Origin of the sequence: Pseudohaliea sp., from assembly GCF_040217025.1 — a bacterium.
Lineage (GTDB): Bacteria > Pseudomonadota > Gammaproteobacteria > Pseudomonadales > Halieaceae > Pseudohaliea.
On the sequence record NZ_JAVJOA010000008.1, the window covers coordinates 32,723 to 58,531 of the forward strand.

Consider the following 25,809-nt stretch of genomic DNA (forward strand, 5'->3'; position numbering starts at 1 on the left):
TTTAAGCTGCCGCGCATGGCCCTCCGGAACACGTCCGCGGACACCCATCCCGAGATCGAGCGCTACGTCGACGCGCTCTGGATCGAGAAGGGGCTGTCCGATCACACCCTCGATGCCTACCGCCGGGACCTGCGCCAGTTCGATGCCTTCCTGGGCAAGGAGCTTGGCGGTACCCTGCTCAAGGCCACCCGGGAACAGCTCCAGCGCTACCTGGGTGCCCGCCTGGCCGCCGGCCAGTCGCCCCGGTCCACCGCCCGGGTCATGTCCTGCCTGCGCGGCTTCTACCGCTACCAGCTCCGCGAGGGGCGGCTGACCGTCGACCCCACGCTCGACGTGGAGAGCCCGCGCCTGGGCCGGCCGCTCCCCAAATCCCTCTCCGAGGCCGATGTCGAGAAGCTGCTGGCGGCGCCGGACCTCGACGACCCCCTGGGCTTCCGCGACCGCACCATGCTCGAGCTGCTCTACGCCTGCGGCCTGCGGGTGTCCGAGCTCACGGCCCTGCAGCTTTCACAGGTCAGTCTCAACCAGGGCGTGTTACGCGTGTTCGGCAAGGGCAGCAAGGAGCGCCTGGTGCCCATGGGTGAGCCCGCCCTGCGCATGCTGCAGCGCTACCTCGCCGGGCCGCGGGCGGAACTGACGCGGGGCGTGCCGAGCGACGTGGTTTTCCCCAGCCGCCGCGGCCGGCAGATGACTCGCCAGACCTTCTGGTATCGTATTAAAATGCACGCGCGCAACGCGGGCATCGGCAAACCGCTTTCACCGCATACGCTGCGGCACGCCTTCGCAACGCACCTGCTGAACCACGGGGCCGACCTGCGGGTCGTGCAGATGCTGCTAGGCCACAGCGACCTGACCACCACGCAGATCTATACCCACGTGGCCCGGCAGCGCATGCAGGACCTGCACGCAGAGCACCACCCGCGTGGCTGAGCCGGCTGCCCGTTGAACCCGGGGCGCGGCGCGCGGTCAACCGGAGGAGGGCGCTGAACCGGCGCCGACACAGACCGCCCACGAATACAAGGTACCGTCCATGACAGCTTTCCTTCGCAGCTCCACACCCCTGCTTGCCCTGGTGCTCGCCCCGATGTTCGCCCTCTGCATGCTCGCCGGCCCGGCGCAGGCGGAGGAAGCGGTGACCGGTGAGGCGCTCAAGCGGCTGCGCGCCACTCTCGAGGCCCCTGGGGGGCTCAGCGTCGAGTCGGCACGGCAGTCCCCGCTACCGGGCCTGCTCGAGGTCAAGCTCGCCGACGGCCCCACGGTCTATGCCACGCCCGACGGTACCTTCTTCGTGCTCGGCGACCTCTACTCCGTGGGCGCCGCGGGTTACGTGAACCTGGCCGAGCAGCGTCGCAACGGCGAGCGGCAGGAAGCGATCGCCGCCGTCGACACCGACGACATGATCGTCTTTCCCGCCGAGGGCGAGACCCGCGGCCACATTACCGTGTTCACGGACGTCACCTGCTTCTACTGCCAGAAGCTGCACAAGGAAGTCCCCGAGCTGAATCGCCGCGGCATCGAGGTGCGCTACCTGGCCTACCCCCGCGCGGGCGTCGGCTCCGAGGGCTTCACGTTGCTGGCCACGGCCTGGTGCGCGAAGGACCGGCAGGAGACGCTCACGCGCCTGAAGGCGCGGGAAGAGGTCAAACCGTCCGTCTGCCCCGGCAACCCGGTCGCCGAGGAGTACGCCCTCGGCCAGGAAGTCGGCGTGCGCGGTACCCCCGCGATCATCCTCCCGGACGGGCAGATGGTGCCGGGCTACCGCCCCGTGGATGACCTCGTCGCCGCCCTCGGCCTGGATTAGTCGCGTGGAAGAACAGTTCCAGCGCATCCAGCGCCTGCCGCCCTATGTCTTCTCGATCATCGGCGACTTGAAGCATCAGGCCCGCGCCCGGGGCGAGGACATCATCGACTTCGGCATGGGCAACCCGGACCAGCCCACGCCGGAGCACATCGTGCAGAAGCTGGTGGAGACGGCCCGCCGCGGCGATACCCATCGCTACTCCCAGAGCCGCGGCATCCCGCGGCTGCGCAAGGCCATCTGCGACTGGTACGCACGCCGCTACGACGTGACCCTGGACCCGGAGAGCGAGGCCATCGTCACCCTGGGCTCGAAGGAGGGCCTCGCCCACCTGGCCCTCGCCACCACCGGCCCCGGTGATGCGATCCTCGTGCCCAACCCGTCCTACCCGATCCATCCCTACGGCTTCGTGATCTCCGGCGCGGACATCCGCCACGTGCCCATGGCGGACGAGGCGGCCTTCTTCGATGAACTCGAGAACGCCATCCGCAACAGCTGGCCGCGCCCGAAGATGCTGGTGCTGAATTTCCCGTCGAACCCGACCACGCACTGCGTCGAGCTCGACTTCTTCGAGAAGGTCATCGCCGTCGCCCGGGAGCACGGCATCTGGGTCGTGCAGGACCTCGCCTACGCGGACCTCGTGTTCGACGGCTACGAGGCGCCGTCCATCCTGCAGGTGCCCCAGGCGCGGGAAGTGGCCGTGGAGTTCTTCTCCATGTCCAAGAGCTACAACATGCCCGGCTGGCGCGTGGGCTTCTGCTGCGGCAACAAGACCCTGGTCGGGGCGCTGGCGCGCATGAAGTCCTACCTCGACTACGGTATGTTTACGCCCGTGCAGGTGGCCGCCATCGCCGCCCTCGAGGGCGACCAGGGCTGCGTCGGCGAGATCCGCGCTATGTACCAGGCGCGGCGCGATGTGCTTTGCGCCGGGCTCAACGCCGCCGGCTGGCCCGTGGAGCCGCCGAAGGCGACCATGTTCGTCTGGGCCCGCATCCCCGAGCCCTACCAGGCGATGGGCTCGCTGGAGTTCAGCAAGAAGCTCCTCGAGGAGGCGCAGGTGGCGGTATCGCCGGGCGTCGGCTTCGGCGAGTACGGGGAAGGCTACGTGCGCTTCGGCCTGATCGAGAATGAGCACCGCACGCGGCAGGCCCTCCGCAACATCAAGCGCATGATGCGCGCGGACCAGGGAGTGACCGAGGGAGTGACCCAGGGAGTGAAGAAGTGACGGCAATTCGACTCGGCCTTTGCGGTATCGGCACCGTCGGTGGTGGCGTGCTGGACCTCCTGCGGCGCAACGGCGAGGCCCTCGCCGGCCGCGCCGGCGCCCCCCTCGAGATCGTCCACGTGGGTGCCCGGCGGGACCGTGACGGCGTCGACCCCGGCAGCGCTACCGTCAGCCGCGAGGTTCTCGCCGTTGCGGAGGACCCGGCCGTGGACATCCTGGTCGAGGCCATCGGCGGCACCGACGACGCTCACGAGCTGGTGCGCCGTGCCCTCGAGGCCGGCAAGCACGTGGTCACTGCGAACAAGGCGCTCATCGCCGAGTATGGCAACGACCTGCTCGCGCTCGCCGAGGAGAAGGGCGTCAGCCTGCGCTTCGAGGCCGCCGTGGCCGGCGGCATCCCGATCATCAAGGCCCTGCGCGAGGGGCTCGCGGCGAACCGGGTGTCCTGGCTCGCCGGCATCATCAACGGCACCGGCAACTTCATCCTCACGGAGATGGCCGAGGAGGAGCGCGAGTTCGCCGACGTTCTCGCCGAGGCCCAGGCCCTCGGCTATGCCGAGGCGGACCCGACCTTCGATATCGAGGGCATCGACGCGGCGCACAAGCTGGTGATCCTCGCCGCCATCGCCTTCAACACGCCGCTGCGTTTCGACGCGGTCTACACCGAGGGCATCAGCGCCCTCACGCCCGAGGACCTCGCCTATGCCGACGAGCTCGGCTACGTGGTCAAGCACCTGGGCGTGGCCCGGGAAACCGGCGCGGGCCTCGAGCTGCGTGTTCACCCGACGCTGCTGCCGAAGGACCTGCTGCTGGCCAAGGTCGCCGGGGTCAAGAATGCCGTCCTCGTCGAGGGCGATGCCGTGGGCCCGACCATGTACTACGGCGCCGGGGCCGGCGGCGGTGCCACGGCGTCGGCGGTCATGGCCGACGTCATCGATCTCGCCCGGGAGCTCTCCCGGGGCCAGCGCTGCCCGCTGCCGTCTCTGGGCCTGCCCATGGACCAGCTCCGGGAACTGCCGATCCTGCCCATGGGCGAGGTGCGCACGGCCTGGTACCTGCGCCTGGAGGCCGAGGACCGGCCCGGCGTCATGTCCCAGGTCTCGCGGATCCTCGGCGACCAGGGCATCAGTATCGAGGCGCTGATCCAGAAGGCGCCGCAGCGGGGCCAGAGCCGGGTGCCGGTGGTCGTGGTCACGAACGTCGCCAGCCAGGCCAACCTGGAGCGCGCGGTCATGGCCATCGAGGCCCTGGACAGCATCGCCGGCCCGGTCACGCGGATCCGCGTCGAGTCCCTGGACGGCTAGCCATGCGCTATATCAGCACCCGCGGCGCGGCGCCGGCCCTGTCCTTCGAGGAGGTACTGCTCGCGGGCCTGGCGAGCGACGGCGGTCTCTACGTCCCCGAGACCCTGCCGCAGTTCTCCCGCGAGGAGATCACCGCGCTGCGGGGCCTGTCCTACCCGGCGCTGGCGCAGCGGGTGATTGCGCCCTTTGTCGCCGACGCGGTGCCCGAGGATGACCTGCGCGCGATCCTCGAGGACTGCTACGCCGTGTTCCGTCACGGCGCCGTGGCGCCGCTCGTGCAGCTGGGCCCGAACCAGTGGATCATGGAGCTGTTCCACGGCCCCACGCTGGCCTTCAAGGACTTCGCCCTGCAGCTCCTCGGCCGGCTCCTCGACTACGTGCTCGAGCGCCGCGGCGAGAAGGTCGTGATCATGGGGGCGACCTCCGGCGATACCGGGTCTGCCGCCATCGAGGGCTGCCGCCGCTGCGAGAACGTCGACATCTTCATCCTGCACCCGCACGGGCGCGTGTCCGAGGTACAGCGCCGGCAGATGACCACCGTGCCCGGCGAGGGCATCCACAACCTCGCCGTGGAGGGCAATTTCGACGATTGCCAGGCCATGGTGAAGGCCAGTTTCGGCGCCCAGGGCTTCCTGCCCGAGGGCCGGCGCCTGGTGGCCGTGAACTCCATCAACTGGGCGCGGATCATGGCCCAGGTGGTGTATTACTTCCACGCGGCCCTGGCCCTCGGCGGGCCGGACCGGCCGCTGGCGTTTTCCGTGCCCACGGGCAACTTCGGCGATATTTTCGCCGGCTACCTCGCGCGGGGCATGGGCCTGCCGGTCTCGCAGCTGGTGATCGCCACCAACCGCAACGATGTGCTGCACCGGGTGCTGACCAGCGGCCTCTACGACCGCCAGCCGCTCGAGCCCAGCCTGTCGCCGAGCATGGACATCACCGTCTCGAGCAACTTCGAGCGCCTGCTCTTTGACCTCTACGGCCGCGACGGCGACGCCGTGGCCGGGCTCATGCGTGCCTTTGACGGGGGCGAGCTCCGCCTGTCTCCGGAGGCCCTCGCCGATGCGCGCACGCTCTTCGCCAGCCACCGGGTCGACGACGAGGACACCTGCGCCGAGATCGCGGGGACCTGGGAAGCCAGCGAGTACCTGCTCGATCCGCACAGCGCCATCGGGGTCGTCGCCGCCCGCGCCGCGCAGCGGGACCCGGCGGTGCCCATGGTCACCCTGGCGACGGCGCACCCGGCCAAGTTCCCCGACGCGGTGCGCCGCGCCGGGGTCGAGCGGGCGCCGGCGCTGCCCGCGCACCTCGCCGACCTCTACGACCGCGAGGAGCGCTACACGGTGCTGCCGAACGACCTCGCCGCCGTGCAGGCCTTCATGGCGGACAACCTGCGGGCCTGAGGCGGGCCCGTGCGCGCTGCCGAGAAACAGCTCCGTCGCCGGCCCGCCGCCGGCGGTGAGATGCTGGCAGCGGCCGGCCTGCACCCGGTGCTCGCCCGCGCCTACGCCGCCCGGGGCATCCGCGACGCCGGCGACCTCGACCTGTCCCTGGGCCGGCTGCTCCCCCCCGACGCGCTTGCCGGTGCCTCCAGCGCCGCGGCGCGCCTCGCCGCGGCGCTGGCGGCGGGCGAGCGCATCCTCTTCGTCGGTGACTTCGACGCGGACGGCGCCACCAGCTGCGCCCTCGGCGTGCGCGCGCTGCGCGCCTTCGGGGCCGGTCACGTGGACTTCCTCGTCCCCAACCGCTTCGAGTTCGGCTACGGGCTCTCTCCCGAGATCGTCGCCCTCGCCGAGGAACGGCGGCCCGACCTCCTGGTCACCGTCGACAACGGGATCGCCAGCATCGCCGGTGTGGCCGCGGCCCGGGCGCGCGGCATGGACGTCATCGTCACCGATCACCACCTGCCCGGCGAGGAGCTCCCGGACGCCACGGTGATCGTCAATCCGAACCAGCCCGCCTGCGCCTTTCCCAGCAAGCACCTGGCCGGCGTCGGCGTGGTGTTCTACCTGTTGCTGGCGCTGCGCCGGCAGCTGCGCGACAGCGGCTGGTTTGCGGCGCGGGGTCTCGAGGAGCCGCGGCTGGCCGATTTTCTCGACCTCGTCGCCCTCGGCACCGTGGCCGACGTGGTACCCCTGGACCGCAACAACCGCATTCTCGTGCAGGGCGGCCTCGCCCGCATCCGCGCCGGGCGCGCCTCGGCGGGAGTGGCCGCGCTCCTCGCCGTGGCCGGCCGTGACCCGCGCCGCGCCGTGGCCTCGGACCTCGGTTTCGCCGTGGGGCCGCGGCTGAATGCCGCCGGGCGCCTCGACGACATGACCGTCGGTATTACCTGCCTGCTCAGCGACGACCCCGCCCAGGCCCATGGCCTGGCCGCGCAGCTGGACCAGCTCAACCGCGACCGGCGGCTCATCGAGCGCGACATGCAGGCGGAAGCCCTGGCGCTGCTCGCGGCCCGCGAGGGCGACCTCGCCGAGCCGCCGCTGGCCCTGGCGATCTACGAGCCCGGCTGGCACCAGGGGGTGATCGGTATTCTCGCCTCGCGCATCAAGGACCGGGTACACCGGCCCGTGATCGCCTTCGCCGATGCGGAGGAGGGCGGGGCGATTCTGAAGGGCTCGGCGCGCTCGATCCCCGGCGTGCATATTCGCGATGTGCTCGCCAACCTCGACAACCGCCATCCCGGACTCATCGACCGCTTCGGCGGGCACGCGATGGCCGCTGGCCTGAGCCTGCCCCGGGAGCACCTCGACGCCTTTGCGACGGCGCTGGTGGGGGAGGTCGCCCGGCTCGCGGCCGACGTGGAACTCGAGGCCGTGCTCGAAAGCGACGGCGAACTGGCGCCCGCGGACCTGGAGCTCGGCCTCGCCCGGTCCCTGCGCGATGCCGGGCCCTGGGGCCAGCACTTCCCGGAGCCGCTCTTCGACGGCCGCTTCGCCGTCAACAGCCAGCGCATCGTCGGCGAGCGGCACCTGAAGCTTTCCCTCGCGCCCCTCGCAGAGCCCGGTCGCGCGGTCGAGGCAATCGCCTTCAACATCGATCCCGGCGCCTGGCCGGACCCGGCCGTGCAGGTCGTCGATATCGCCTACCGGCTGGACGTCAACGCTTGGCGCGGCGAGGAGCGTGTGCAACTGGTGGTGGAACACCTCCTTCCCGTCGCTTGACGCGGCCTTTGCCGCGGGGAGTATCCTAGGGTTATGACTGATTGTCACAGTACGGCCGTGGCCGGGTGCCACGGCAGCGCCACGCAACAGGCTGCGCAGGAAGACAGCTGCGGGGCGAGCTGCGGTCCTGCGCGAGGCCGGCCGGACTGGTTCCTCTGGACCTGCCTGGCCGGCGTCGTGCTGGCCTATGGCTGGGGTGTGCTGATGGTGGGCGCGGCCGACGATGGCGCCGTGGCGCAGTTCACCGGCGGCGTGGTCGAGCTCATGAACCGCATGTGGTGGGGCCTCGCCATTGGCGTAATCTTCGTGGGCATCCTCGGCACCGTACCGCGCGACCTGGTCATGGCGCTTCTCGGCCGCCAGGCGGGCCTCGGCGGCATGTTCCGGGCCACGTTGGCCGGTGTGCTCCTCGACCTGTGCAGCCACGGCATCCTGGCCGTCGGCATGCGCCTTTACGAGCGCGGGGCCAGCGTGGGGCAGGTGATGGCCTTCCTGCTCGCCAGCCCCTGGAACTCGCTGTCGCTCACGCTCATCCTCATTGCCCTCATCGGCCTCGGCTGGACGCTGCTGTTCATCGGGCTGTCGCTGGTGATCGGTATCACCACGGGTCTCCTGTTCGACGCCTTCGTGCGCCGCGGAACGCTGCCACAGAACCCGCACCGCGACCTGGACGGCGAAGCCGTACCGCTGCGCCAGCAGCTCCGTGACTACCGCCGCTCCCTCCAGCCCTCCGTCGCCGGCGCCGGCCGCCTGCTCGTGGATGGCGTGCGCGGCTCGAAGGTGGTGATCCGCTGGGCGCTGTTCGGCCTGTTGCTGGCGGCGGCGATCCGCGGCCTGGTGCCGGCAGACATCTATGGCAACTGGTTCGGCGCCTCGGTGGTCGGCCTCTGGCTGACGCTGGCCGCCGCGACGATCATCGAGGTCTGCTCCGAGGGCGCCACGCCCATCGCCGCTGACTTGTTGAACCGCGCGAACGCGCCGGGCAATGCCTTCACCTTCCTGATGGCCGGCGTGTCGACGGACTACACGGAGATCATGTCCATCAAGGACACCAGCGGTTCCTGGCGCCTGGCGCTGTTCCTGCCGCTGCTCACGGTGCCGCAGGTCATGATCCTGGGGTATCTTCTCAACCAGTTTGCATGACGGGGTGCGGGCGTCGCCGGCGTTTCTGTCACGGTTCATGACGCAGGGAGGGGCTGACAGCAATGGCTGAGGTGAAGGGTGGTGGTGTCAAGAAGGTGCTGTACACCCTGGACACGGTGCGCCGCATCGGCGTCGCCAACTCCGCGAAGGCCCTCACCGGGAAGAACGCCTGCAAGGCCTGCGGGCTGGGGATGGGTGGCCAGCTGGGCGGCATGACCAACGAGCTCGGCGAGTTTCCCTCGGTCTGTAACAAGAGCGTGCAGGCGCAATCCACGGATATCCAGCCCGGCATACCCGCGGAAGTTTTCGAACACAGCCTCGATGAATTGCGTGAGCTCTCGCCCCACGAACTGGAGCACGCCGGGCGGCTGGCCAAGCCCATCTACAAGGCGGCTGGAGAGAAGGGCTTCCGCGAGCTCAGCTGGGATTCGGCGATGGCCCTTGCCGCGGAGCGCTTCTCCGCCGTCGAACCGGAGCGCGCTTTCTTTTACGCCTCTGGCCGCTCCTCCAACGAGGCGGGTTTCCTGCTGCAGCTGCTCGCCCGCTGCTGGGGCACCAACAACGTCAATAACTGCTCCTACTACTGCCACCAGGCCACCAGCGTCGGGCTGTCGTCGACGGTGGGCACGGGGACGGCGACGGTGGAGCTGGCGGACCTCGGCGGCGCGGATCTCATCTTCGTCATCGGTGCCAACCCCGCCTCCAATCATCCCCGCTTCATCCACCAGCTCCTCGCCTGCCGCGAACGCGGCGGGGAGGTGATCGTGATCAACCCGGCGAAGGAGCCGGGGCTGGTCCGCTTCGCGGTACCGAAGAGTACGAAATCCATGCTCGCCGGGGGGAGCAGTATCGCCTCGCTGTACCTGCAGCCGCGGATCGGCAGCGACCTCGCGCTGTTCAAGGCGCTGGCGAAAGCACTGCTCGAAGGCGGGCACATCGACGAGGCCTTCATCGACCGCCACTGCCGCGACTGGGCGGCTTTCCGTGCCGATATCGAGGCCGCGAGCTGGGCATCGCTCCTCGATGCCTGCGGCCTCGACCGCGCAGAGATCGACGAGGCGGCGCGCCGTTACGGCGCCTCCCGGGCCACCGTGTTCGCCTGGGGCATGGGCATGACCCACCACCGGCACGGCAGCGAGAACGTCGAGTACATCGCCAACCTCGCGCTGCTGCGCGGCATGGTCGGCCGGCGTCATGCCGGTCTCCTGCCGCTCCGCGGGCACAGCAACGTGCAGGGCATCGGCACGATCGGGGTCAAGCCCGTGCTCGCGTCGGAGGTGATTGCGCGCCTCGAGCAGGAACTGGGCGTGGCAATGCCGGCGAGCGCCGGCTTTGACACGCTGGCGGCGCTGGAAGCGGCGCACGCCGGTGCGATCGATGCCGCCTGCCTCATGGGCGGCAACCTCTACGCGGCGACACCCAATTCGGCCTGGGCTTCAGAGGCGCTGGACCGGATTCCCTTCAAGCTCTACCTGACGACGACGTTGAACCAGGGGCACCTGCACGGCATCGACAGCGGCGACGCACTGATCCTGCCGGTGACCGCCCGGGACGAGGAGCCGCAGCCGACGACCCAGGAGTCCATGTTCAACTACGTCCGCCTGAGCGACGGCGGTATCACGCGGCTGCCCAGCGTGCGCTCCGAGGTGGCCATCCTGTCCGAGCTCGGCGCCCGCCTGCTGCCCGGCCACCCGGTGGATTTTTCGGCCTACGGCGATCACGAGCGCATCCGGCAGACCATTGCCCGGACGGTGCCGGGCATGGAGGCGCTGGCGGATATCGCCGTCGCGCGCCGGGAGTTCCATGTCCGCGGCCGCACCCTGCACGAGCCCAGCTTCCGCACGGAGGATGGCCGGGCCCGGTTCCGCGTGCGTCCCCTGCCGGATGAGTCGGCCGGACACACGACGTCCGCCGGGGAAGGGGACGCTGCCTGGCCGCTGATGCTGGCGTCGGTGCGCAGCGAGGGGCAGTTCAACAGCATCATCTACGAGGAGACGGACAGCTATCGCTACGATGCGGAGCGCCGCGCCGTGCTCCTGTGTCCCGACGACATGCACGCGCTCGGGCTGGAAGCCGGCAGTCTCGTCGACATCCGGTCCCGGGACGGCATCATGCGCAACGCGGTCGTCCGCCCCTTCGACCTGCCCCCGGGTAACGCGCTGGCCTATTACCCGGAGGCGAACTGCCTCACCTCCCTCGAGCGCGATCCGCGGAGCCGCACGCCGGGGTTCAAGTCGGTGCGCGTGCGCCTGGAGCGCGACGGCGCTCCCCTCCACGAGGTGGAGCGCGCGGCGGGCGCATCCTGAAGTAAATCATCGCGGCCGGCGTGAGCTCCGGCGTGCGAGGGCACGTCCGCCTGTGGCAAGATCCGGGGAGCATCGAGGAGAACCCTCCCGTGAAAGTCATCCTGCTCATCGCTGCCTGGCTGACGCCGGCTCTCATCGCCGGCGCCCTGGGCTGGACGGGTATCTGGGGAACGGGCAGTGCGCTGGTCGAGTTTCTCATTCCCGTGCCGGTTGCCGGTGGGGTTCTTCATGTGCCGAGCTTCCTCGTACTGCTCGTAACCGTGCTCTTCCTGGGGCGGCGCCCGGCCGGTGCCGCCCCCCTGGTCGCCGTGGTCGCCTTTGCGGCCTGCCTCGCTGCCGTGGCGGCGCAGGTGGACGCAGAGCGCCTCGGCGGCTGGCTGTTCACCGATTACCAGCCCCATGGCTCGCCGCTGCGCCTCGACGGCAACCCGCTGCTGCTGTTCATCGCCACGGATGCGTTCTGGGCCGGTGTGTATGCACTGGCGGTAGCGCCGTTGCCGCCGCGCGCGGCCTGGCTCGCCGTGCCCCTGGCGCCGCTGCTGGTGACGGGCGTTGCCGTGATGGACTACGGCACCGGCGCGCCGGTTTTCACCATCGGCGGAAGCTTCCAGGGGTCTTCCCGGGGGCGGGTTACCGAGGTGGTGTATACCAGCGCTGCCTACGATGAGTCCCTCCTGCGCGATTGGCTGGCCTCGACACCCGGCTTCGCGCGCCCCTGGCTCAGCCCCAATGCCGAGCATGTAGCGCTGGTGTTCTCGAACAGCCTCGATGCGGTCAAGAGCCGCCGCGTCGAGGCCCTCACCGGCGCCGACACCGTGGGTACGCTGTGCCTCTACGAGGAGGACCAGCGCATCGAGGCCCACCCCGGTTTCCACGACTGTTTCTCGGGCCACGAGACGACTGTGGAAGCCCTGCAGCGGCTCACGGCAGCACAGCAGACCGGGCTCGGGGACGATATCGACCGCTGGGCCGCGCAGCTGGCGCTGTGCGAGGGGGTGGAACCGCCCGAGGAGCGTCACTTCGATATGGAGCGGGCAACACTCTGCAGCACCCTGGCGCGCAGCTACCAGCGGGCGCTGCAGCTGGCCATCGGCCGTTACGGCGAGGACTCGGCACAGGTCGCCTACCTGCGGTCCACGGCCGAGGATATCGCGCCGTCCCGCTGATCTTCCCCCCTGCACGGAGCGGGCCCGCTGCGCTAGAATGGCGCGTTTTTCCAAGGACGTTCATCGCCATGCTGGAGATCAATCCTCTCGTCAGCCGCCTCAAGGACATGCAAGCACGTACGGACGTGCTGAGGGGGTATCTTTGACTTCGACCAGCGCAAGGAACGGCTGGCGGAAGTAGAGCTCGAGCTCGCCGAGCCCTCGGTCTGGGACGACCCGGAGCGGGCGCAGGAGCTGGGCCGGGAGCGCTCGACGCTCGAGGCCATCGTCAGCACCATCGAGGCGCTCGACGCGGGGACCCGCGATGCCCTCGATCTCCTCGAGATGGCGGCGGAGGAGGACGACGCCGACACGGTCGCGGCCGTGGAGGGCGACCTCGGCGAGCTGGAGGGCCGGCTGGAGAAGCTGGAATTCCGCCGCATGTTCAGCGGCGAGATGGACCCGAACAACGCCTTTCTCGATATCCAGGCGGGCTCCGGCGGCACCGAGGCCCAGGACTGGGGCGAGATGCTGCTGCGCATGTACCTGCGCTGGGGTGAGGCCCACGGCTTCGACACGGAGCTGATCGAGGTCTCCGCCGGCGAGGTCGCCGGCATCAAGAGCGCGACCATCAAGTTCAGCGGCGACTATGCCTTCGGCTGGCTGCGCACAGAGACCGGCGTGCACCGGCTCGTGCGCAAGTCGCCCTTCGACTCGGGTAACCGCCGGCACACCTCCTTTGCCTCCGTCTTCGTCTCGCCGGAGATCGACGACAACATCGAGATCGAGATCAACCCGGCGGACCTGCGCGTGGATACCTACCGCGCCTCCGGTGCCGGCGGCCAGCACGTGAACAAGACGGACTCCGCCGTGCGCCTCACGCACAACCCGTCGGGAATCGTGGTGCAGTGCCAGACGGAGCGCTCGCAGCACCAGAACCGGGACCAGGCCATGAAGCTGCTCCGGGCCAAGCTCTACGAGCTGGAGGTGCTCAAGCGCAGCGAGGAGAAGCAGGCCATGGAGGACAACAAGGCGGACATAGGCTGGGGCAGCCAGATCCGCTCCTACGTGCTGGACCAGTCCCGCATCAAGGACCTGCGCACGAGCGTCGAGACCAGTAACACGCAGGCGGTACTCGACGGCGACATCGACCTTTTCATCGAGGCCTCCCTGAAGAAGGGCCTCTGACGGACTTGACCATGAGTGACAACGAGCCGACGGCTGCGGACGAGAACAAGCTGATTGCGGAGCGCCGGGCCAAGCTCGTCGCCCTGCGCGAGGCGGGCAATCCCTTCCCCAACGACTTCCGCCGCACAGCGGAGGCCGGCTGGCTGCAGGCCGAGTACAGCGACTGCAGCAAGGAGGAGCTGGAAGAGAAGAACGCCGAGTACGCGGTCGCCGGGCGCCTCATCCGCAACCGCGGTGCCTTCCTGCTCATCCAGGACGGCAGCGGCCAGGTGCAGCTGTACATCAACCGCAAGGGCCTGGACGCGGACACCCTGGAGGCCATCAAGCACTGGGATCTCGGTGACATCGTCGCGGCCCGCGGGCCGATCCACAAGTCCGGCAAGGGCGACCTGTACATCAACATGGCCGAGGCCCGGCTGCTGACCAAGGCGTTGCGCCCGCTGCCGGACAAGTACCACGGCCTCGCCGACCAGGAGCTGCGCTACCGCCAGCGCTACGTCGACCTCATCGTCAACGAGGACTCCCGCCGGGTGTTCCAGCGCCGCTCGCAGATCGTGACCTTCATCCGCGACTACATGAACCGCCGCGGCTTCATGGAGGTGGAAACGCCGATGATGCAGCCGATCCCCGGCGGCGCCGCGGCGAAGCCCTTTGTCACGCACCACAATGCGCTCGACCTCGACATGTACCTGCGCATCGCGCCGGAGCTCTACCTGAAGCGGCTCACCGTGGGCGGCTTCGAACGCGTCTACGAGATCAACCGCAACTTCCGCAACGAGGGGCTGTCCACCCGGCACAACCCCGAGTTCACCATGCTCGAGTACTACTGGGCTTACGCCGACTACCGGGACGCCATGGATCTCACCGAGGACCTCATGCGCTCGCTCGCGGCGACGGTCCTCGGCAGCACCACGGTGCACTACCAGGGCACGGACTACGACTTCGGCCGGCCCTTCGCGCGCATGACCGTGGTCGAGGCCATCCTCGCCCACAATCCCGGGGTAACGGCCGCGCAGCTGGCCGACGAGGCCCCGGCCCGGGCGCTCGCCACCGAGCTGGGTATCCCTCTCAAGGACGGCTGGGGTCTCGGCAAGGTGCAGCTGGAGATCTTCGAGCACACGGCGGAAGAGAAGCTGGACCAGCCCACCTTCATCACGGCCTACCCGACGGAGGTGTCACCGCTGGCGCGGCGCAACGACGCCGACCCCTTCGTCACCGACCGCTTCGAGTTCTTCGTGGCCGGGCGGGAGCTGGCCAACGGCTTCTCCGAGCTCAACGACGCCGAGGACCAGGCCGAGCGCTTCCGCGCCCAGGTGGCGGAGAAGGAGGCCGGCGACGAGGAGGCCATGCACTACGACCACGACTACGTGCGCGCGCTGGAGTACGGCATGCCGCCGACGGTGGGAGAGGGCATCGGCATCGACCGGCTGGTGATGCTGCTGACGGACTCGCCGTCGATCCGTGACGTGCTTCTCTTTCCGCACCTCCGGCCCGAGTGAGCCGCGGTTGTCATGCTAGACTCCGCCCAATACGCACCGCGGAGACGCCCGTGCAGGTACTGACACCCCGGGCCCTGGGCGCCGCCCTGGCCCTGACCCTCATCGCCGGCTGCGCCGGCCAGCCGCCGGCCCCGGCCGACGACGGCGCGCCGGCGGAAGAGCGGGAGGTGGAGCTGACCCTCAACCTCCCCGAGCCGCCGGCCTGCGACTGCCCCGACCCCGGGGCCGACTACACCTTCCTCGAGCGCGGTTTCCGGGCCCTGGCAGCCGGCGAGAGCATCGAGGCGGTGCAGTACTTCCAGCGCTACCGGCGCCTGGAGAAGAACGCGACGGCGGCCTGGGAGGCCGACGTTGCCATCGCTTACGCCAGCATCCTGCCGAACAGCCCTTTCTATGACCTGGAAGCGGCCACCGCCGCCAGCGCCGAGCTGCAGGACCGGCGGCCGTCGGATCCCGCGCCGCACGACACCGCCGTGCTGCTGGCCCGCGCCCTCGAGGCCCTGGTGGAGCTGGCGCGGCATCTCGACGACGTGGAGGGAAGCAACGCGATGCTGCGCCAGGATCTAGAGAAACGCGAGCAGGCTATCAGGCGGCTGCGCGAGCTGACCCTGGGTCAGCCGGCAACTCCACAGTAAAGGTCGAACCTCGCCCAGGGGCGCTGGTCACGCTGATGCGCCCGCCCATGAGCTCGCAGAAATCCCGGCAGATCGCCAGGCCGAGCCCGGTGCCGCCGTAGGCCGCGCTGGTGTTCGGCTCTGCCTGCACGAAGGCCTCGAAGACCCGTGCCTGCTGCGCCTCGCTCATGCCGATACCGGTGTCCGTCACCGCCACGGACAGGGCGTAGGGCGCTTCCGCGCGCCGGGCTCGCACGGTGATCGCGCCGCCGTCCGTGAATTTGCTCGCGTTGCTGAGCAGGTTCACCAGCACCTGGCGGAACTTGGTGGCGTCGGAGTTCAGGGCCGGCAGGCCCGGCGCGAGGTCCAGCTCCAGCCGGTTCTGCTTCTCGCGCACGAGCGGGGCGAGGCCCTCGCAGACCTGCCGCAGGACCTCCTCCGGGCGGAAGCGCTCGCAGTGCAGGTCCATTTTGCCGGTCTCGATCTTGGAGAGATCGAGGATGTCGTCGATGAGGGCGAGCAGCTGCCGGCCGGAGAGGGTGATCTTGTCCAGGTCCGCCCGGTGGCTCTCACGGTCCACCGCGCCCGGGTCGCCGAGCTCGTCGTGCAGCATCTCGCTGTAGCCGATGATGGCGTTCAGCGGCGTGCGCAGCTCGTGGCTCACGTTGGCCAGGAAGATGCTCTTGGCGGCATTGGCCTCGTCGGCCTCCCGCTTGGCCTGCTGCTCGTCCTCGATGGCGACGCGCAGCTTGTCGGCCATGGTATTGAAGGCCTTGGCCAGGTCGCCGAGCTCGCCCTGGTCCTCGATATCGTTGATGCGGTAGTCGAGGTCGCCCGCGCCGATGCGCTCCGTGCCGCGCTTGAGCCGCTTGAGGGAGGCATTGGTGTAGCGCAGCAGGACCAGGCCCAGGGTCGCCGTGAGGAAGATCGAGGTGAGGAAGCCGATCACCGTGATCCGGTCCGTGAGCAGGATCGTGCGGTCGATGACGTTGGCGCGCTGCACGGCGATGAAGGCCTGGCGCTGCTCCAGCTCCTTGAGGCGCTGGCTGGTGGCGAAGTAGGCGCTCGGGTCTTCCACATCGGCTTCGTACGCCGGTTCGTTGTAGCGCTCGTAGAAAGCCTGCCACTTGCCGAGGAGCCGGTCCGCCGCCTCCTGGAGCCGCTCGTACTGCAGCTGGGTGACGTCTCGGCTCACGGCGCCGAGATCCTCGATGCGCTGGCGGATAGCGGCGAGGTCCGCGCTCTCCTGGCTCTTCTCGGCGTCGCCCAGGCGGTCATCGGTGGTCTCGCGCAGTGTCGCCAGCACCAGGATCTGCTGCTGCTGGTCCTCGAGCATCTGCTCGAGGTCCGTCGACAGCTGCGCCGCCTCCACCGCCTGCCGGTAGGCGACCATGCTCTCGCTCCGCGCGTAGCTGCCCCAGAAGTGGGTGCCCACGTTGATGGCGAACAGCACCAGGATGGCCAGCAGCGACAGGGTGAGGCGGCGTCTCAGGCTCATGCGGGACTCATGGCGGGTTCATGCCGGGCTCATGCCGGGCAGAGAGCCTCGATCTTGGCGAGCAGGGCCGGGAAGTCGATGGGCTTGGTGGCGTAGTCGTCGCAGCCGGCGCCGAGGGCGTTCTGGCGGTCGGCCTCCATCGCATGCGCCGTGAGGGCGATAATCGGTATCCCCTGGGTAGCCGGGTTGGCGCGTGCCTCCCGGCAGGCGCTCCAGCCGTCGAGCACGGGCAGGTTCATGTCCATGAGCACCAGGGCGGGCTGCTCCGTTGCCATGCGCTCCAGGGCCTCGCGGCCGTCGCCGGCGGTGAGCACGGCGAAGCCGGCGCGGGTGAGGCGCCGGCGCAGCATGTCCCGGTTCAGCTCGTTGTCCTCGACGAGGAGGACGGGGCCGCGGCCGCTCACGGCGTGTAGCCCGTGATCAGGTGCACCCGCAGCGCCTCGTCGATACCCCGGGCCTGCAGCGCCCGGCTCTCCGCCACCGTTGCCCGGCCGGCCAGGGCGGCGACGGTGCTGTCCGCCGCGAGCACTTCCTCCGGCCCCGTGGCGTCCTCGATGCGCGAGGTCACGTTCATCGGGTGGCCGACGAAACCGTACTTGCTGCGTCGCTCCGAGCCGATGTTGCCGGCGATCACCGTGCCCGTGTTCAGGGCGATGGCTGTGCGCAGCGCCGGCAGCCCCTCGGCGGCGTTGGCCGCGTTGACGTCAGCCATGGCCGCCTGCATGGCCAGGGCGCACTGCACGGCGCGGTCGGCGTCGTCGTCGCGGCGCTGCGGGGCGCCGAACACGGCGAGGATGGCGTCGCCGAGAAACTCGTCGATGGTGCCGTTCCAGGCCAGGATGATGTCCGTCATGGCGCCCAGGTAGCGGTTGAGCATGGTCACCACCTGGGTCGGCTCCAGCTGCTCGCAGAGCGTGGTGAAGCCGCGGATGTCGGACATGAGGATAGTCACCTCGCGCAGGTCGCCGCCGAGGTCCAGCCCCTCGGGCCGCTCGAGGATGTCGGTCACGATCTCGTCGGAGAGGTAGCGGCCGAAGGTGGCGCGGATGAACTGCTCGCTGCGCTCGAGCTGCTGCCGGTACTGGTCCTCGCGATCGTGCCAGCGCTTGCGCTCGATGCCGGCCTTGATGCGGGCCTGCAGCAGCACCGGGTTGAAGGGCTTGAACAGGTAGTCGTCGGCGCCGGCCTCGATGCAGTCGATGATGCGCTGCATGTCCTGGTGGCCGGAGATCACGATCACCGGCGTGGCGTGCCACTCCGGGTGTGCCTTGATGCGCGCCAGCACCTCGCGGCCGTCCATGCCGGGCATGACCAGGTCCAGCAGCACCACGTCGACGTCCGATTCCTCGAGCGTGGCCAGGGCCTGCTCGCCGTCCGCGGCGGTGACCACGAAGTGACCGCAGCGCGACAGGTAGCGCGCGACCAGCTCCCGGTTCTCGCGCCGGTCATCCACGGCGAGGATGAAGCCGGGCTCGCTGGCGATGGTGACGCTGCCCTGGCCGGGCTGGCTGTCGAGGGTGAGGTCGCCGGCGCTGTGCGTGGCCTGCACCAGGCGCAGGAGGCAGTCGCCGAGTTCCGCCTGCGCGTCGCCCTCGACCTGTTCGAGGAGCATCTCGGCGTAGCCGCGCAGGGCGCCGAGGCGGTTGCGCAGCTCGTGCCGGTCCGCGCCGGCCGCGTCGCCGAGGTCCTGCTCCAGCGCGCTGGCCGCATTGAGGACGCCGGTGAGGTCTTCGCGGGCGTCGGGCGTGAGCGCTGTTTCCGCCCCCGGTGCGATGCTGCGCACCTCGGCAATGGCGCGCAGGAGCACGTCACTGAAGGGAAATGGCTGTGCCTCGCCGGTCACCGTGTCGCCTGTCCTCGCTGGCGCCGCGCGCCCCTGTGATGGCGCCGAGTATAGCGACGCGCCGGCGCGGGGGGAAAGGCCGGCGCCGGGTGGTGCGCCGCCCGTAGGGCTGCGGTACTATGGCGCGGACGCAGCAGCCCGTGGAACAGTGCAGCCATGTTGGAGCAGGTGGAGATATTCAAGGGCCTCTCGACCGAGGAGCTCGAGGCGCTGGAAGAGACCAGCACCCGCCGGACCTTCCCCAAGAACACGGTGGTGATCCACGAGAACGATCCGGCCGATTCCCTCTTCGTGATCGATAGCGGCAAGGTGAAGGTCTACTGCAGCGACAAGAACGGCAAGGAGTTCATCATGAACACCCAGGGCGCCGGGGACTACTTCGGCGAACTGGCGCTGCTCGACGACAGCACGCGCTCCGCCTCCGTGCGCACGGTGGAGAAGTCCACCTTCTGCATCGTCTACAAGGACGACTTCAGCCGGGTGCTCGAGGAGCACCCGAACATCACCCGCACCCTCATCGGCAACCTCGCGGCGCGCGTGCGCAAGCTCACGGCGGACGTCAAAAGCCTCGCCCTGCAGGACGTCTACGGCCGGGTGGCCAACGTGCTCATGGACCTCGCCGAGGAGCGCGAGGACGGCTCCCTGTTCATCCCGGAAAAGCTGACGCAGCAAGATATCGCCGACCGCGTCGGCGCCTCCCGCGAGATGGTCGCGCGCATCCTCAAGGACCTGACCATCGGCGAATACATCCGCTTCGAGGGCCGGCACATCATCATCAATACGCGGCTGCCGGCGAAGTACTGAGCGGCGCCCGGGCGGCCGCCCTCAGCGGTCGTCTTTCTCCACGGACTCCACCCGCAGCCCCAGCCGGCCCTCGGCCAGCCGCGCACTCACCGCATCGCCCACCGCGGTGTCCTTCGCCCGGCGCAGGATGGCACCGCCCTCATCACTGAGAATCGCATAGCCCCGGCCCAGGGTGGCCAGGGGGCTCAGGGAGTCGAGGAGGGCGGCCAGGCGCGACAGCCGGTCCCGCCGTCGCGCCAGGCCATGGCTCATGGCCTGGCGCAGGCGGCGCTCGGCGTCGTCGAGGCGGTCGCCGAGGCGGGCGAGCCGCGGTCGCGGATCGCGGCGCAGGAGCCGTTCCGTCAGCCGGTCGAGCCGCCGGCGTTCCCGCTGGAACGCAGCGGCCTGCGCCCGGGACAGCCGGCCCTCGAGATCGTCGAGGCGCTGGGCGCGCTCGCGCAGGAGGGTGCCGGGGTGCTTGAGGCGCGCCCGCAGGTGGGCGAGCTCGCGGCCGGCATCGCGCAGCTGCCGGCCGATGCTGCGGGCCAGCGCCTCGTCCAGCTGCGCCAGGCGCAGCCGCCAGTCGGCCTGGTCCGGGCTCAAAAGCTCCGCGGCCGCCGAGGGCGTGGGCGCGCGCTGGTCCGCCACCAGGTCGGCGACGGTGATGTCCGTCTCGTGCCCCACCGCGCTCACCACCGGCAGCGCGCTGCCGGCGATGGCGCGGGCCACGCTCTCCTCATTGAAGGCCCACAGGTCTTCCAGGGAGCCGCCGCCGCGGCCGACGATCAGCGCGTCGAAGGGAACGGCGCCGCTGTCGTGCCAGCGGTTGGCCCGGGCGATGGCGGCGCAGATCGCCGGCGCCGCCTCCACGCCCTGCACCGGCACCGGCAGCACCGAGACCCGGATCAGCGGGCAGCGGCGCCGGAGCACCGTGAGCATGTCGTGCAGGGCCGCGCCGCTGGCGGAGGTGATGATGCCGAGGTGGGCGGGCGCGGTCGGCAGCGGACGCTTGCGCTCGGCGGCGAACAGGCCCTCGGCCTCGAGCTTCGCCCGCAGGGCCTCGAAGCGCGCCTGCAGGGCGCCGGCGCCCGCCGGCTCCAGGTACTCCACGATGAGCTGGAAATCGCCCCGCGCCTCGTACAGCGAGACCCGGGCGCGCAGGCGCACGGCGTCGCCGTTCTCCGGGGTGAAGCGCAGCCGCTGGTTGGCGCGGCGGAACATGGCGCAGCGCACCTGGGCGCTGTCGTCCTTCAGAGAGAAGTACCAGTGCCCGGACGCGGGGCAGGCGAGGTTGGAGATCTCGCCCTCGACCCAGACGAAGTCGAAGTGGCTCTCGAGGAGGGTCTTTACCTCGCGCGCGAGAACACTGACGGTGATGGCGGGGGGTGTGCTGGCGGTGGGCTGCACTGGCGTTGGCCTGTACCTTTACCTGAAATCCTGACCTGAACCTGACCTGAAAAAGGAGGCTGGTTTACCTGGGGAGAGGCGAGGAATTATAATTGCACGTTTACCACCTCCCCGCCAACGGAGACCCCGGCCATGCTTCGCATCGACGAGGAAGCCCTCACTTTTGATGACGTTCTGCTGCTGCCCGGGTACTCGGAGGTCGTGGCCACGGACGTGTCCCTGCGGACCCGCCTCACCCGGGAGATCGCCCTCAACATCCCGCTGATCTCCTCGGCCATGGACACGGTGACCGAGTCCCGCCTCGCCATCGCCCTCGCCCAGGAGGGCGGCGTCGGCATCGTGCACAAGAGCATGAGTATCGCCGAACAGGCCGACCACGTGCGCCGCGTGAAGAAGTTCGAGAGCGGCGTGGTGAAGGACCCGATCACCATCCAGCAGTCCGCGACCATCGCCGAACTCATCGATCTCACCCGCGCCAACGGCATCTCCGGTGTGCCCGTGCTCGACGGCGAAGACCTGGTCGGCATCGTCACCCGCCGCGACCTGCGCTTCGAGACGTCCATGGACAGGACCGTCGCCAGTATCATGACGCCGAAGGACAAGCTGGTCACGGTACGCGAGGGTGCCAGCGCGGAGGAGGTGCAGCGGCTCCTGCACCAGCATCGCATCGAGAAGATCCTCGTGGTCAACGACGCCTTCGACCTGGTCGGCATGATCACGGTGAAGGACTTCGACAAGGCCGAGAGCTTCCCGCACGCCTGCAAGGACGAGCACGGCCGCCTGCGCGTGGGCGCCTCCGTGGGCACCAGCGCGGACACGGACGAACGCGTCGCCGCGCTGGTCCGCGCCGGGGTGGACGTGATCGTCGTCGATACGGCCCACGGTCACTCGCGCAACGTGCTGAACCGCGTCAGGTGGATCAAGGAGCACTTCCCCGAGGTGCAGGTGATCGGCGGCAATATCGCCACCGCCGAGGCGGCGAAGGCGCTGGCCGAGGCCGGGGCTGACGCGGTCAAGGTCGGCATCGGGCCGGGCTCCATCTGCACCACCCGCGTGGTCACCGGCATCGGCGTGCCGCAGATGACGGCCATCGCCAATGTCACCGCCGCGCTCGAGGGCACGGATATCCCGGTCATCGCCGACGGCGGCATCCGCTTCTCCGGCGACATCGCCAAGGCCATTGCGGCGGGCGCCCACTCGGTGATGATGGGCTCCATGTTCGCGGGGACGGAGGAGGCCCCGGGCGAGGTCGAGCTCTACCAGGGCCGCACCTACAAGGCCTACCGGGGGATGGGGTCGCTCGGCGCCATGTCGTCGAACCAGGGCTCTTCCGACCGCTACTTCCAGGACGCCAGCAAGGGCACCGAGAAGCTGGTCCCGGAAGGCATCGAGGGCCGTGTGCCCTACAAGGGCCCTGCCTCGGCGATTATCCACCAGCTCATGGGCGGGGTGCGCTCGGCCATGGGTTACACGGGGTCGCAGGATATCGACACGATGCGCACGCGGCCGCGCCTCGTGCGCGTGAGCGCGGCGGGCATGACCGAATCCCACGTCCACGACGTCTCCATCACCAAGGAAGCGCCCAACTACCCCGTCAGCTGAGGCGCCCGGCGCCGGACCCCCGCCCATGACCGACATCCACGCCGAGAAGATCCTGATCCTGGACTTCGGCTCGCAGTACACCCAGCTCATCGCCCGACGGGTCAGGGAAAGCGGCGTGTACAGCGAGATCCGCCCCTGGGATCTCGACGAAGACGCCATCCGCGCCTTCGACCCGCGCGGCATCATTCTCTCCGGAGGCCCCGAGTCCGTTCCCGAGGCCGGCTCACCGCGCGCCCCGGCCGTCGTCTTCGAGCTCGGCGTGCCGGTGCTCGGCATCTGCTACGGGATGCAGACCATGGCCGCCCAGTTCGGCGGCGAGGTCGAGGGCTCGCCGACCAGCGAGTTCGGCTACGCGCAGATCCGCCTCACCGCCAACAGCGGCCTGCTGCGGGACATCCGCGATCACCTCGACAGCGACGGCACGCCGCTGCTCGACGTGTGGATGAGCCACGGCGACAAGGTGAGCCGTGCGCCGGAAAGTTTTGACGTGACCGCCGCGACGCCGAGTTGCCCGATTGCGGCCATGGCCCACCGCGACAAGCCCTTCTTCGGCATCCAGTTCCACCCGGAAGTCACGCACACCCTGCAGGGCAAGCGCATCTTCGAGCACTTCGTGCACGACCTCTGCGGCTGCCAGGCGCTGTGGACGCCGGCCAACATCGTCGAGGACGCCATCGCCCGCGTGCGCGAGACGGTCGGCAGCGACAGGGTACTGCTGGGCCTCTCCGGCGGGGTGGACTCCTCCGTGGTCGCGGCGCTGCTGCACCGGGCCATCGGCGACCAGCTCACCTGCGTGTTCGTCGACAATGGCCTTCTGCGCCTGCAGGAGGGCGACCAGGTCATGGAGATGTTCGCCAGCCACATGGGCGTGCGCGTGATCCGCGTCGACGCGGAGGACCTGTTCCTGGGCCGCCTCGCCGGCGTCGACGACCCGGAGGCCAAGCGCAAGCTTATCGGCAACACCTTTATCGAGGTCTTCGACGACGAGGCGGCGAAGCTGGAGGACGTGCGCTGGCTCGCCCAGGGCACCATCTACCCGGACGTGATCGAGTCCGCCGGGGCCAACACGGGCAAGGCCCACGTCATCAAGTCGCATCACAACGTCGGCGGTCTGCCCGAGGACATGGCGCTCGAGCTCGTCGAGCCGCTGCGCGAGCTGTTCAAGGACGAGGTGCGCAAGATCGGCCTCGAGCTGGGTCTGCCCTGGGACATGGTCTACCGCCACCCCTTCCCGGGGCCGGGCCTCGGCGTGCGCATCCTCGGCGAGGTGAAGAAAGAGTATGCCGACCTGTTGCGCCGCGCCGACGCCATCTTCATCGAGGAACTGCGTGCCAGCGGCTGGTACGACAAGACCAGCCAGGCCTTCGCCGTGTTCCTGCCCGTGAAGTCCGTGGGCGTGGTCGGCGACGGCCGCCGCTACGAGTACGTCATCGCCCTGCGCGCCGTCGAGACCGTGGACTTTATGACCGCGCGCTGGGCGCAGCTGCCCTATGAACTGCTGGAGACCGTCTCCAACCGCATCATTAACGAGATCAGCGGCGTCTCCCGGGTCACCTACGACATCAGCTCGAAGCCGCCGGCGACGATCGAGTGGGAATGACTTACGGTCCGGGGCTCACTGCCTGGACATGCCCGGCCCACGTCGCACCCGGTGACTTCCCGCCGCATGGGGAGGCCTGTGAGCTGCGGCTGGTCGCAGAAAACGCTCACTTCGTCGCGTCATGCCGCCCGGTGCTTTGTCGTTTCGGGAGCCGTTTCCTACGCTGAGAAGGTCGTCGAGAGGGAGCGAACATGGCCGTTTTCCTGCAGAGACTCAGCGTAGGCTTGCTGTTCGCGCTATGCGTTGCTTCGACCGTGCGCGCCGAGCCACGAATTGTCCTCACGGATGCTGTATCCGGCCCGGCTCCCGCTGTCCTTGGCGGTTTGCAACGGCAGGCCGCGCTCGGTTTCCGTTACGCCGAGGAGGACGGCCGCGTTGTCGTTCGAAGCGTGGCAGAGAGCAGTAACGCCGCCAAAGCGGGCCTGGCAGCGGGCGATACCATCGTTGCCGTTTCCGGGCGGCGTTTCAGGCTGCCGGTGGTGTTGGCCGATGCGCTCGGCAAACTCCGCGGCGATCGGGAGGTGGAACTGACCGTCGTGCGCGAGGCCGAGGAGCTAACAATCGCCTTCACGCCCCCCACCCGGCCCTGGGAGACGGCCAGCGGGCTTGAGGCGGAGTGGAGCGTACTCGATACACCGGATGGTGCTCGCCTGCGGACGATTGTCACCCGCCCAGCGGGAGAAACGGCACCCCTGCCGGCTCTGTTCGTGGTGCAGTGGGTGGGTTGCGACTCGATCGAGTTTCGCCACGACGGTCCCTGGCTTATGCTGTTTCGCCGGCTCGCGGAGCAGTCGGGCATGGCCATGATCCGCATCGAGCGCTCGGCGAGTGGGGACTCCCTGGGGCCACCCTGCCACCAGCTCGATTTCGACACGGAGCTGGCTCACTACGAGCACGCGCTGGCGAAGCTCGCCGACCATCCCTGGATCGACGGGGAGCGGATCGTGCTTCTCAGCAACAGCCTGGGGACCAAGCTGGTAGCCCTGCTGGCCAGTCGCAGTGAGCCGGCCGGGGTGATCACCACCTCGGGGGGAGGCCTCAGCTACTTTGAACGCATGCTCAACTTTGACCGCCACGCGCTCTCTCATCCCGACCGGGATCCAGAAGCGGCGCACGACATACTCATGGCGCAGATACCGTTCCAGGTGGCCTACCTGCTAGAGGGGCTCGAGCCGGAAGCAATCGTTGTCGAGCAACCGCAACTGGACGGCGTCTGGGAGACGATCGCCCACACCGGCAACGGTCACCATTACGGGCGGCCTTACAGCTACCATCAGCAGGCCGCGAACAAGAACTTTCTCGGTGCCTGGGCTCGCGTGGATGCACCGATCCTGGTTAATTTCAACGAATTCGACCAGTTCGAGGTGCTGCGTGGCGCCGAACTCATTGTCGCGACCGTGAATCGCCTGCGCCCCGGGACGGCCACCCTGGCCGTTCATCCACGACTCGGCCACAGCTTCTACCGCTATGCCTCCCAGGCCGATGCCTACCGGTGGAAGGGGGGCGAGGACGGACACGCGGTGGCCCTCGCTACCATCCTGGACTGGCTTGGCGCCCTGTGGCTGAGCGCGGCGGAGCCGTCGGCGTTTCGGGAATAGAGCACCCCGCAGAGGTTGACCTGCAGCCCGGCTTTCCTGCGCGGACACCAATAACCCGGCTTCGTTGAGGCAGGCTCCCGGTCTGGGAGGGCGCA

The 25,809-nt window shown here is 69.3% G+C and carries 20 protein-coding genes; 16 read left to right on the forward strand and 4 right to left on the reverse strand.

The genetic code is table 11. The annotated features are described in order from the left end of the window. Nucleotides 1-15: 15 nt before the first annotated feature. The 12 genes from xerD to RKE50_RS04490 all read left to right on the forward strand — a co-directional run bounded on the left by xerD (nt 16) and on the right by RKE50_RS04490 (nt 15,404). Nucleotides 16-930, forward strand: coding sequence for a site-specific tyrosine recombinase XerD (gene xerD, locus RKE50_RS04435; protein WP_350034723.1), 915 nt, complete (start codon nt 16-18; stop codon nt 928-930). A gap of 100 nt (nt 931-1,030) precedes the next feature. Continuing rightward, nucleotides 1,031-1,801 carry a thioredoxin fold domain-containing protein gene (locus RKE50_RS04440; RefSeq protein ID WP_350034724.1) on the forward strand — a complete coding sequence of 257 codons (771 nt, stop codon included), beginning with the start codon at nt 1,031-1,033 and terminating at the stop codon, nt 1,799-1,801. Nucleotides 1,802-1,805: 4 nt separating this feature from the next. Further along, the gene (gene alaC, locus RKE50_RS04445; RefSeq protein ID WP_350034725.1) at nt 1,806-3,023 is read left to right on the forward strand and encodes an alanine transaminase; all 1,218 of its coding nucleotides are present in this window, start codon (nt 1,806-1,808) and stop codon (nt 3,021-3,023) included. Beyond that, complete coding sequence (locus tag RKE50_RS04450) at nt 3,020-4,327, forward strand: homoserine dehydrogenase (RefSeq protein ID WP_350034726.1); 1,308 nt, start codon at nt 3,020-3,022, stop codon at nt 4,325-4,327. Before alaC ends, RKE50_RS04450 begins: the two co-directional genes overlap by 4 nt. 2 nt (nt 4,328-4,329) lie before the next feature. After that, complete coding sequence (gene thrC, locus RKE50_RS04455) at nt 4,330-5,727, forward strand: threonine synthase (protein ID WP_350034728.1); 1,398 nt, start codon at nt 4,330-4,332, stop codon at nt 5,725-5,727. A 9-nt stretch (nt 5,728-5,736) separates the two neighbouring features. Then, complete coding sequence (recJ, locus tag RKE50_RS04460; protein ID WP_350034729.1) at nt 5,737-7,488, forward strand: single-stranded-DNA-specific exonuclease RecJ; 1,752 nt, start codon at nt 5,737-5,739, stop codon at nt 7,486-7,488. 33 nt (nt 7,489-7,521) lie between these two features. Then, the gene (locus tag RKE50_RS04465; RefSeq protein ID WP_350034730.1) at nt 7,522-8,631 is read left to right on the forward strand and encodes a permease; all 1,110 of its coding nucleotides are present in this window, start codon (nt 7,522-7,524) and stop codon (nt 8,629-8,631) included. A 62-nt stretch (nt 8,632-8,693) separates the two neighbouring features. After that, a complete protein-coding gene (locus RKE50_RS04470; protein WP_350034732.1) occupies nt 8,694-10,937 on the forward strand; it encodes an FdhF/YdeP family oxidoreductase in 2,244 nt (747 codons plus the stop codon). Between the two features lie 89 nt (nt 10,938-11,026). Then, nucleotides 11,027-12,103 (forward strand): hypothetical protein, encoded by a 1,077-nt coding sequence (locus RKE50_RS04475; RefSeq protein WP_350034734.1) that lies wholly within the window; start codon nt 11,027-11,029, stop codon nt 12,101-12,103. A gap of 68 nt (nt 12,104-12,171) precedes the next feature. Beyond that, a protein-coding gene (gene prfB / locus RKE50_RS04480; protein ID WP_350034735.1) for a peptide chain release factor 2 occupies nt 12,172-13,270 on the forward strand; the annotation gives its coding sequence in 2 pieces (ribosomal slippage) (nt 12,172-12,246 and nt 12,248-13,270; 1,098 coding nt in all). Between the two features lie 11 nt (nt 13,271-13,281). Beyond that, a complete protein-coding gene (gene lysS, locus RKE50_RS04485; protein ID WP_350034737.1) occupies nt 13,282-14,769 on the forward strand; it encodes a lysine--tRNA ligase in 1,488 nt (495 codons plus the stop codon). A 50-nt stretch (nt 14,770-14,819) separates the two neighbouring features. Continuing rightward, nucleotides 14,820-15,404, forward strand: a complete 585-nt coding sequence (locus RKE50_RS04490; RefSeq protein ID WP_350034738.1) for a hypothetical protein — start codon at nt 14,820-14,822, stop codon at nt 15,402-15,404. Here the strand turns inward: RKE50_RS04490 and RKE50_RS04495 are convergent. Genes RKE50_RS04495 through RKE50_RS04505 form a run of 3 tightly spaced genes read right to left on the reverse strand, consistent with a single transcriptional unit; the run spans nt 15,355 to nt 18,724 of the window. After that, the gene (locus tag RKE50_RS04495; RefSeq protein WP_350034739.1) at nt 15,355-16,881 is read right to left on the reverse strand and encodes a sensor histidine kinase; all 1,527 of its coding nucleotides are present in this window, start codon (nt 16,879-16,881) and stop codon (nt 15,355-15,357) included. The two genes, RKE50_RS04490 and RKE50_RS04495, sit on opposite strands and share 50 nt — an antisense overlap. 29 nt (nt 16,882-16,910) lie before the next feature. Beyond that, the gene (locus RKE50_RS04500; RefSeq protein ID WP_350034740.1) at nt 16,911-17,285 is read right to left on the reverse strand and encodes a response regulator; all 375 of its coding nucleotides are present in this window, start codon (nt 17,283-17,285) and stop codon (nt 16,911-16,913) included. Next, on the reverse strand, nt 17,282-18,724 hold the full coding sequence (locus tag RKE50_RS04505) for an adenylate/guanylate cyclase domain-containing protein (protein WP_350034741.1): 1,443 nt from the start codon (nt 18,722-18,724) through the stop codon (nt 17,282-17,284). The genes RKE50_RS04500 and RKE50_RS04505 overlap by 4 nt, the downstream gene beginning before the upstream one ends. 156 nt (nt 18,725-18,880) lie before the next feature. Here RKE50_RS04505 and RKE50_RS04510 point away from each other — a divergent pair, with 156 nt between their 5' ends. Next, nucleotides 18,881-19,528 carry a Crp/Fnr family transcriptional regulator gene (locus RKE50_RS04510; protein ID WP_350034743.1) on the forward strand — a complete coding sequence of 216 codons (648 nt, stop codon included), beginning with the start codon at nt 18,881-18,883 and terminating at the stop codon, nt 19,526-19,528. A 21-nt stretch (nt 19,529-19,549) separates the two neighbouring features. Here RKE50_RS04510 and xseA read toward each other — a convergent pair whose 3' ends face one another. Next, nucleotides 19,550-20,914, reverse strand: coding sequence for an exodeoxyribonuclease VII large subunit (gene xseA / locus RKE50_RS04515; RefSeq protein ID WP_350034745.1), 1,365 nt, complete (start codon nt 20,912-20,914; stop codon nt 19,550-19,552). A gap of 132 nt (nt 20,915-21,046) precedes the next feature. Here xseA and guaB point away from each other — a divergent pair, with 132 nt between their 5' ends. The 3 genes from guaB (at nt 21,047) to RKE50_RS04530 (ending at nt 25,714) form a co-directional block, all read left to right on the forward strand. Continuing rightward, a complete protein-coding gene (gene guaB, locus RKE50_RS04520) occupies nt 21,047-22,516 on the forward strand; it encodes an IMP dehydrogenase (RefSeq protein WP_350034747.1) in 1,470 nt (489 codons plus the stop codon). Between the two features lie 25 nt (nt 22,517-22,541). Continuing rightward, the gene (guaA, locus tag RKE50_RS04525; protein ID WP_350034748.1) at nt 22,542-24,116 is read left to right on the forward strand and encodes a glutamine-hydrolyzing GMP synthase; all 1,575 of its coding nucleotides are present in this window, start codon (nt 22,542-22,544) and stop codon (nt 24,114-24,116) included. A 191-nt stretch (nt 24,117-24,307) separates the two neighbouring features. Next, nucleotides 24,308-25,714: an alpha/beta hydrolase family protein gene (locus RKE50_RS04530; RefSeq protein ID WP_350034750.1), complete on the forward strand. Its 1,407-nt coding sequence runs from the start codon at nt 24,308-24,310 to the stop codon at nt 25,712-25,714. The last annotated feature ends 95 nt before the right edge of the window (nt 25,715-25,809 follow it).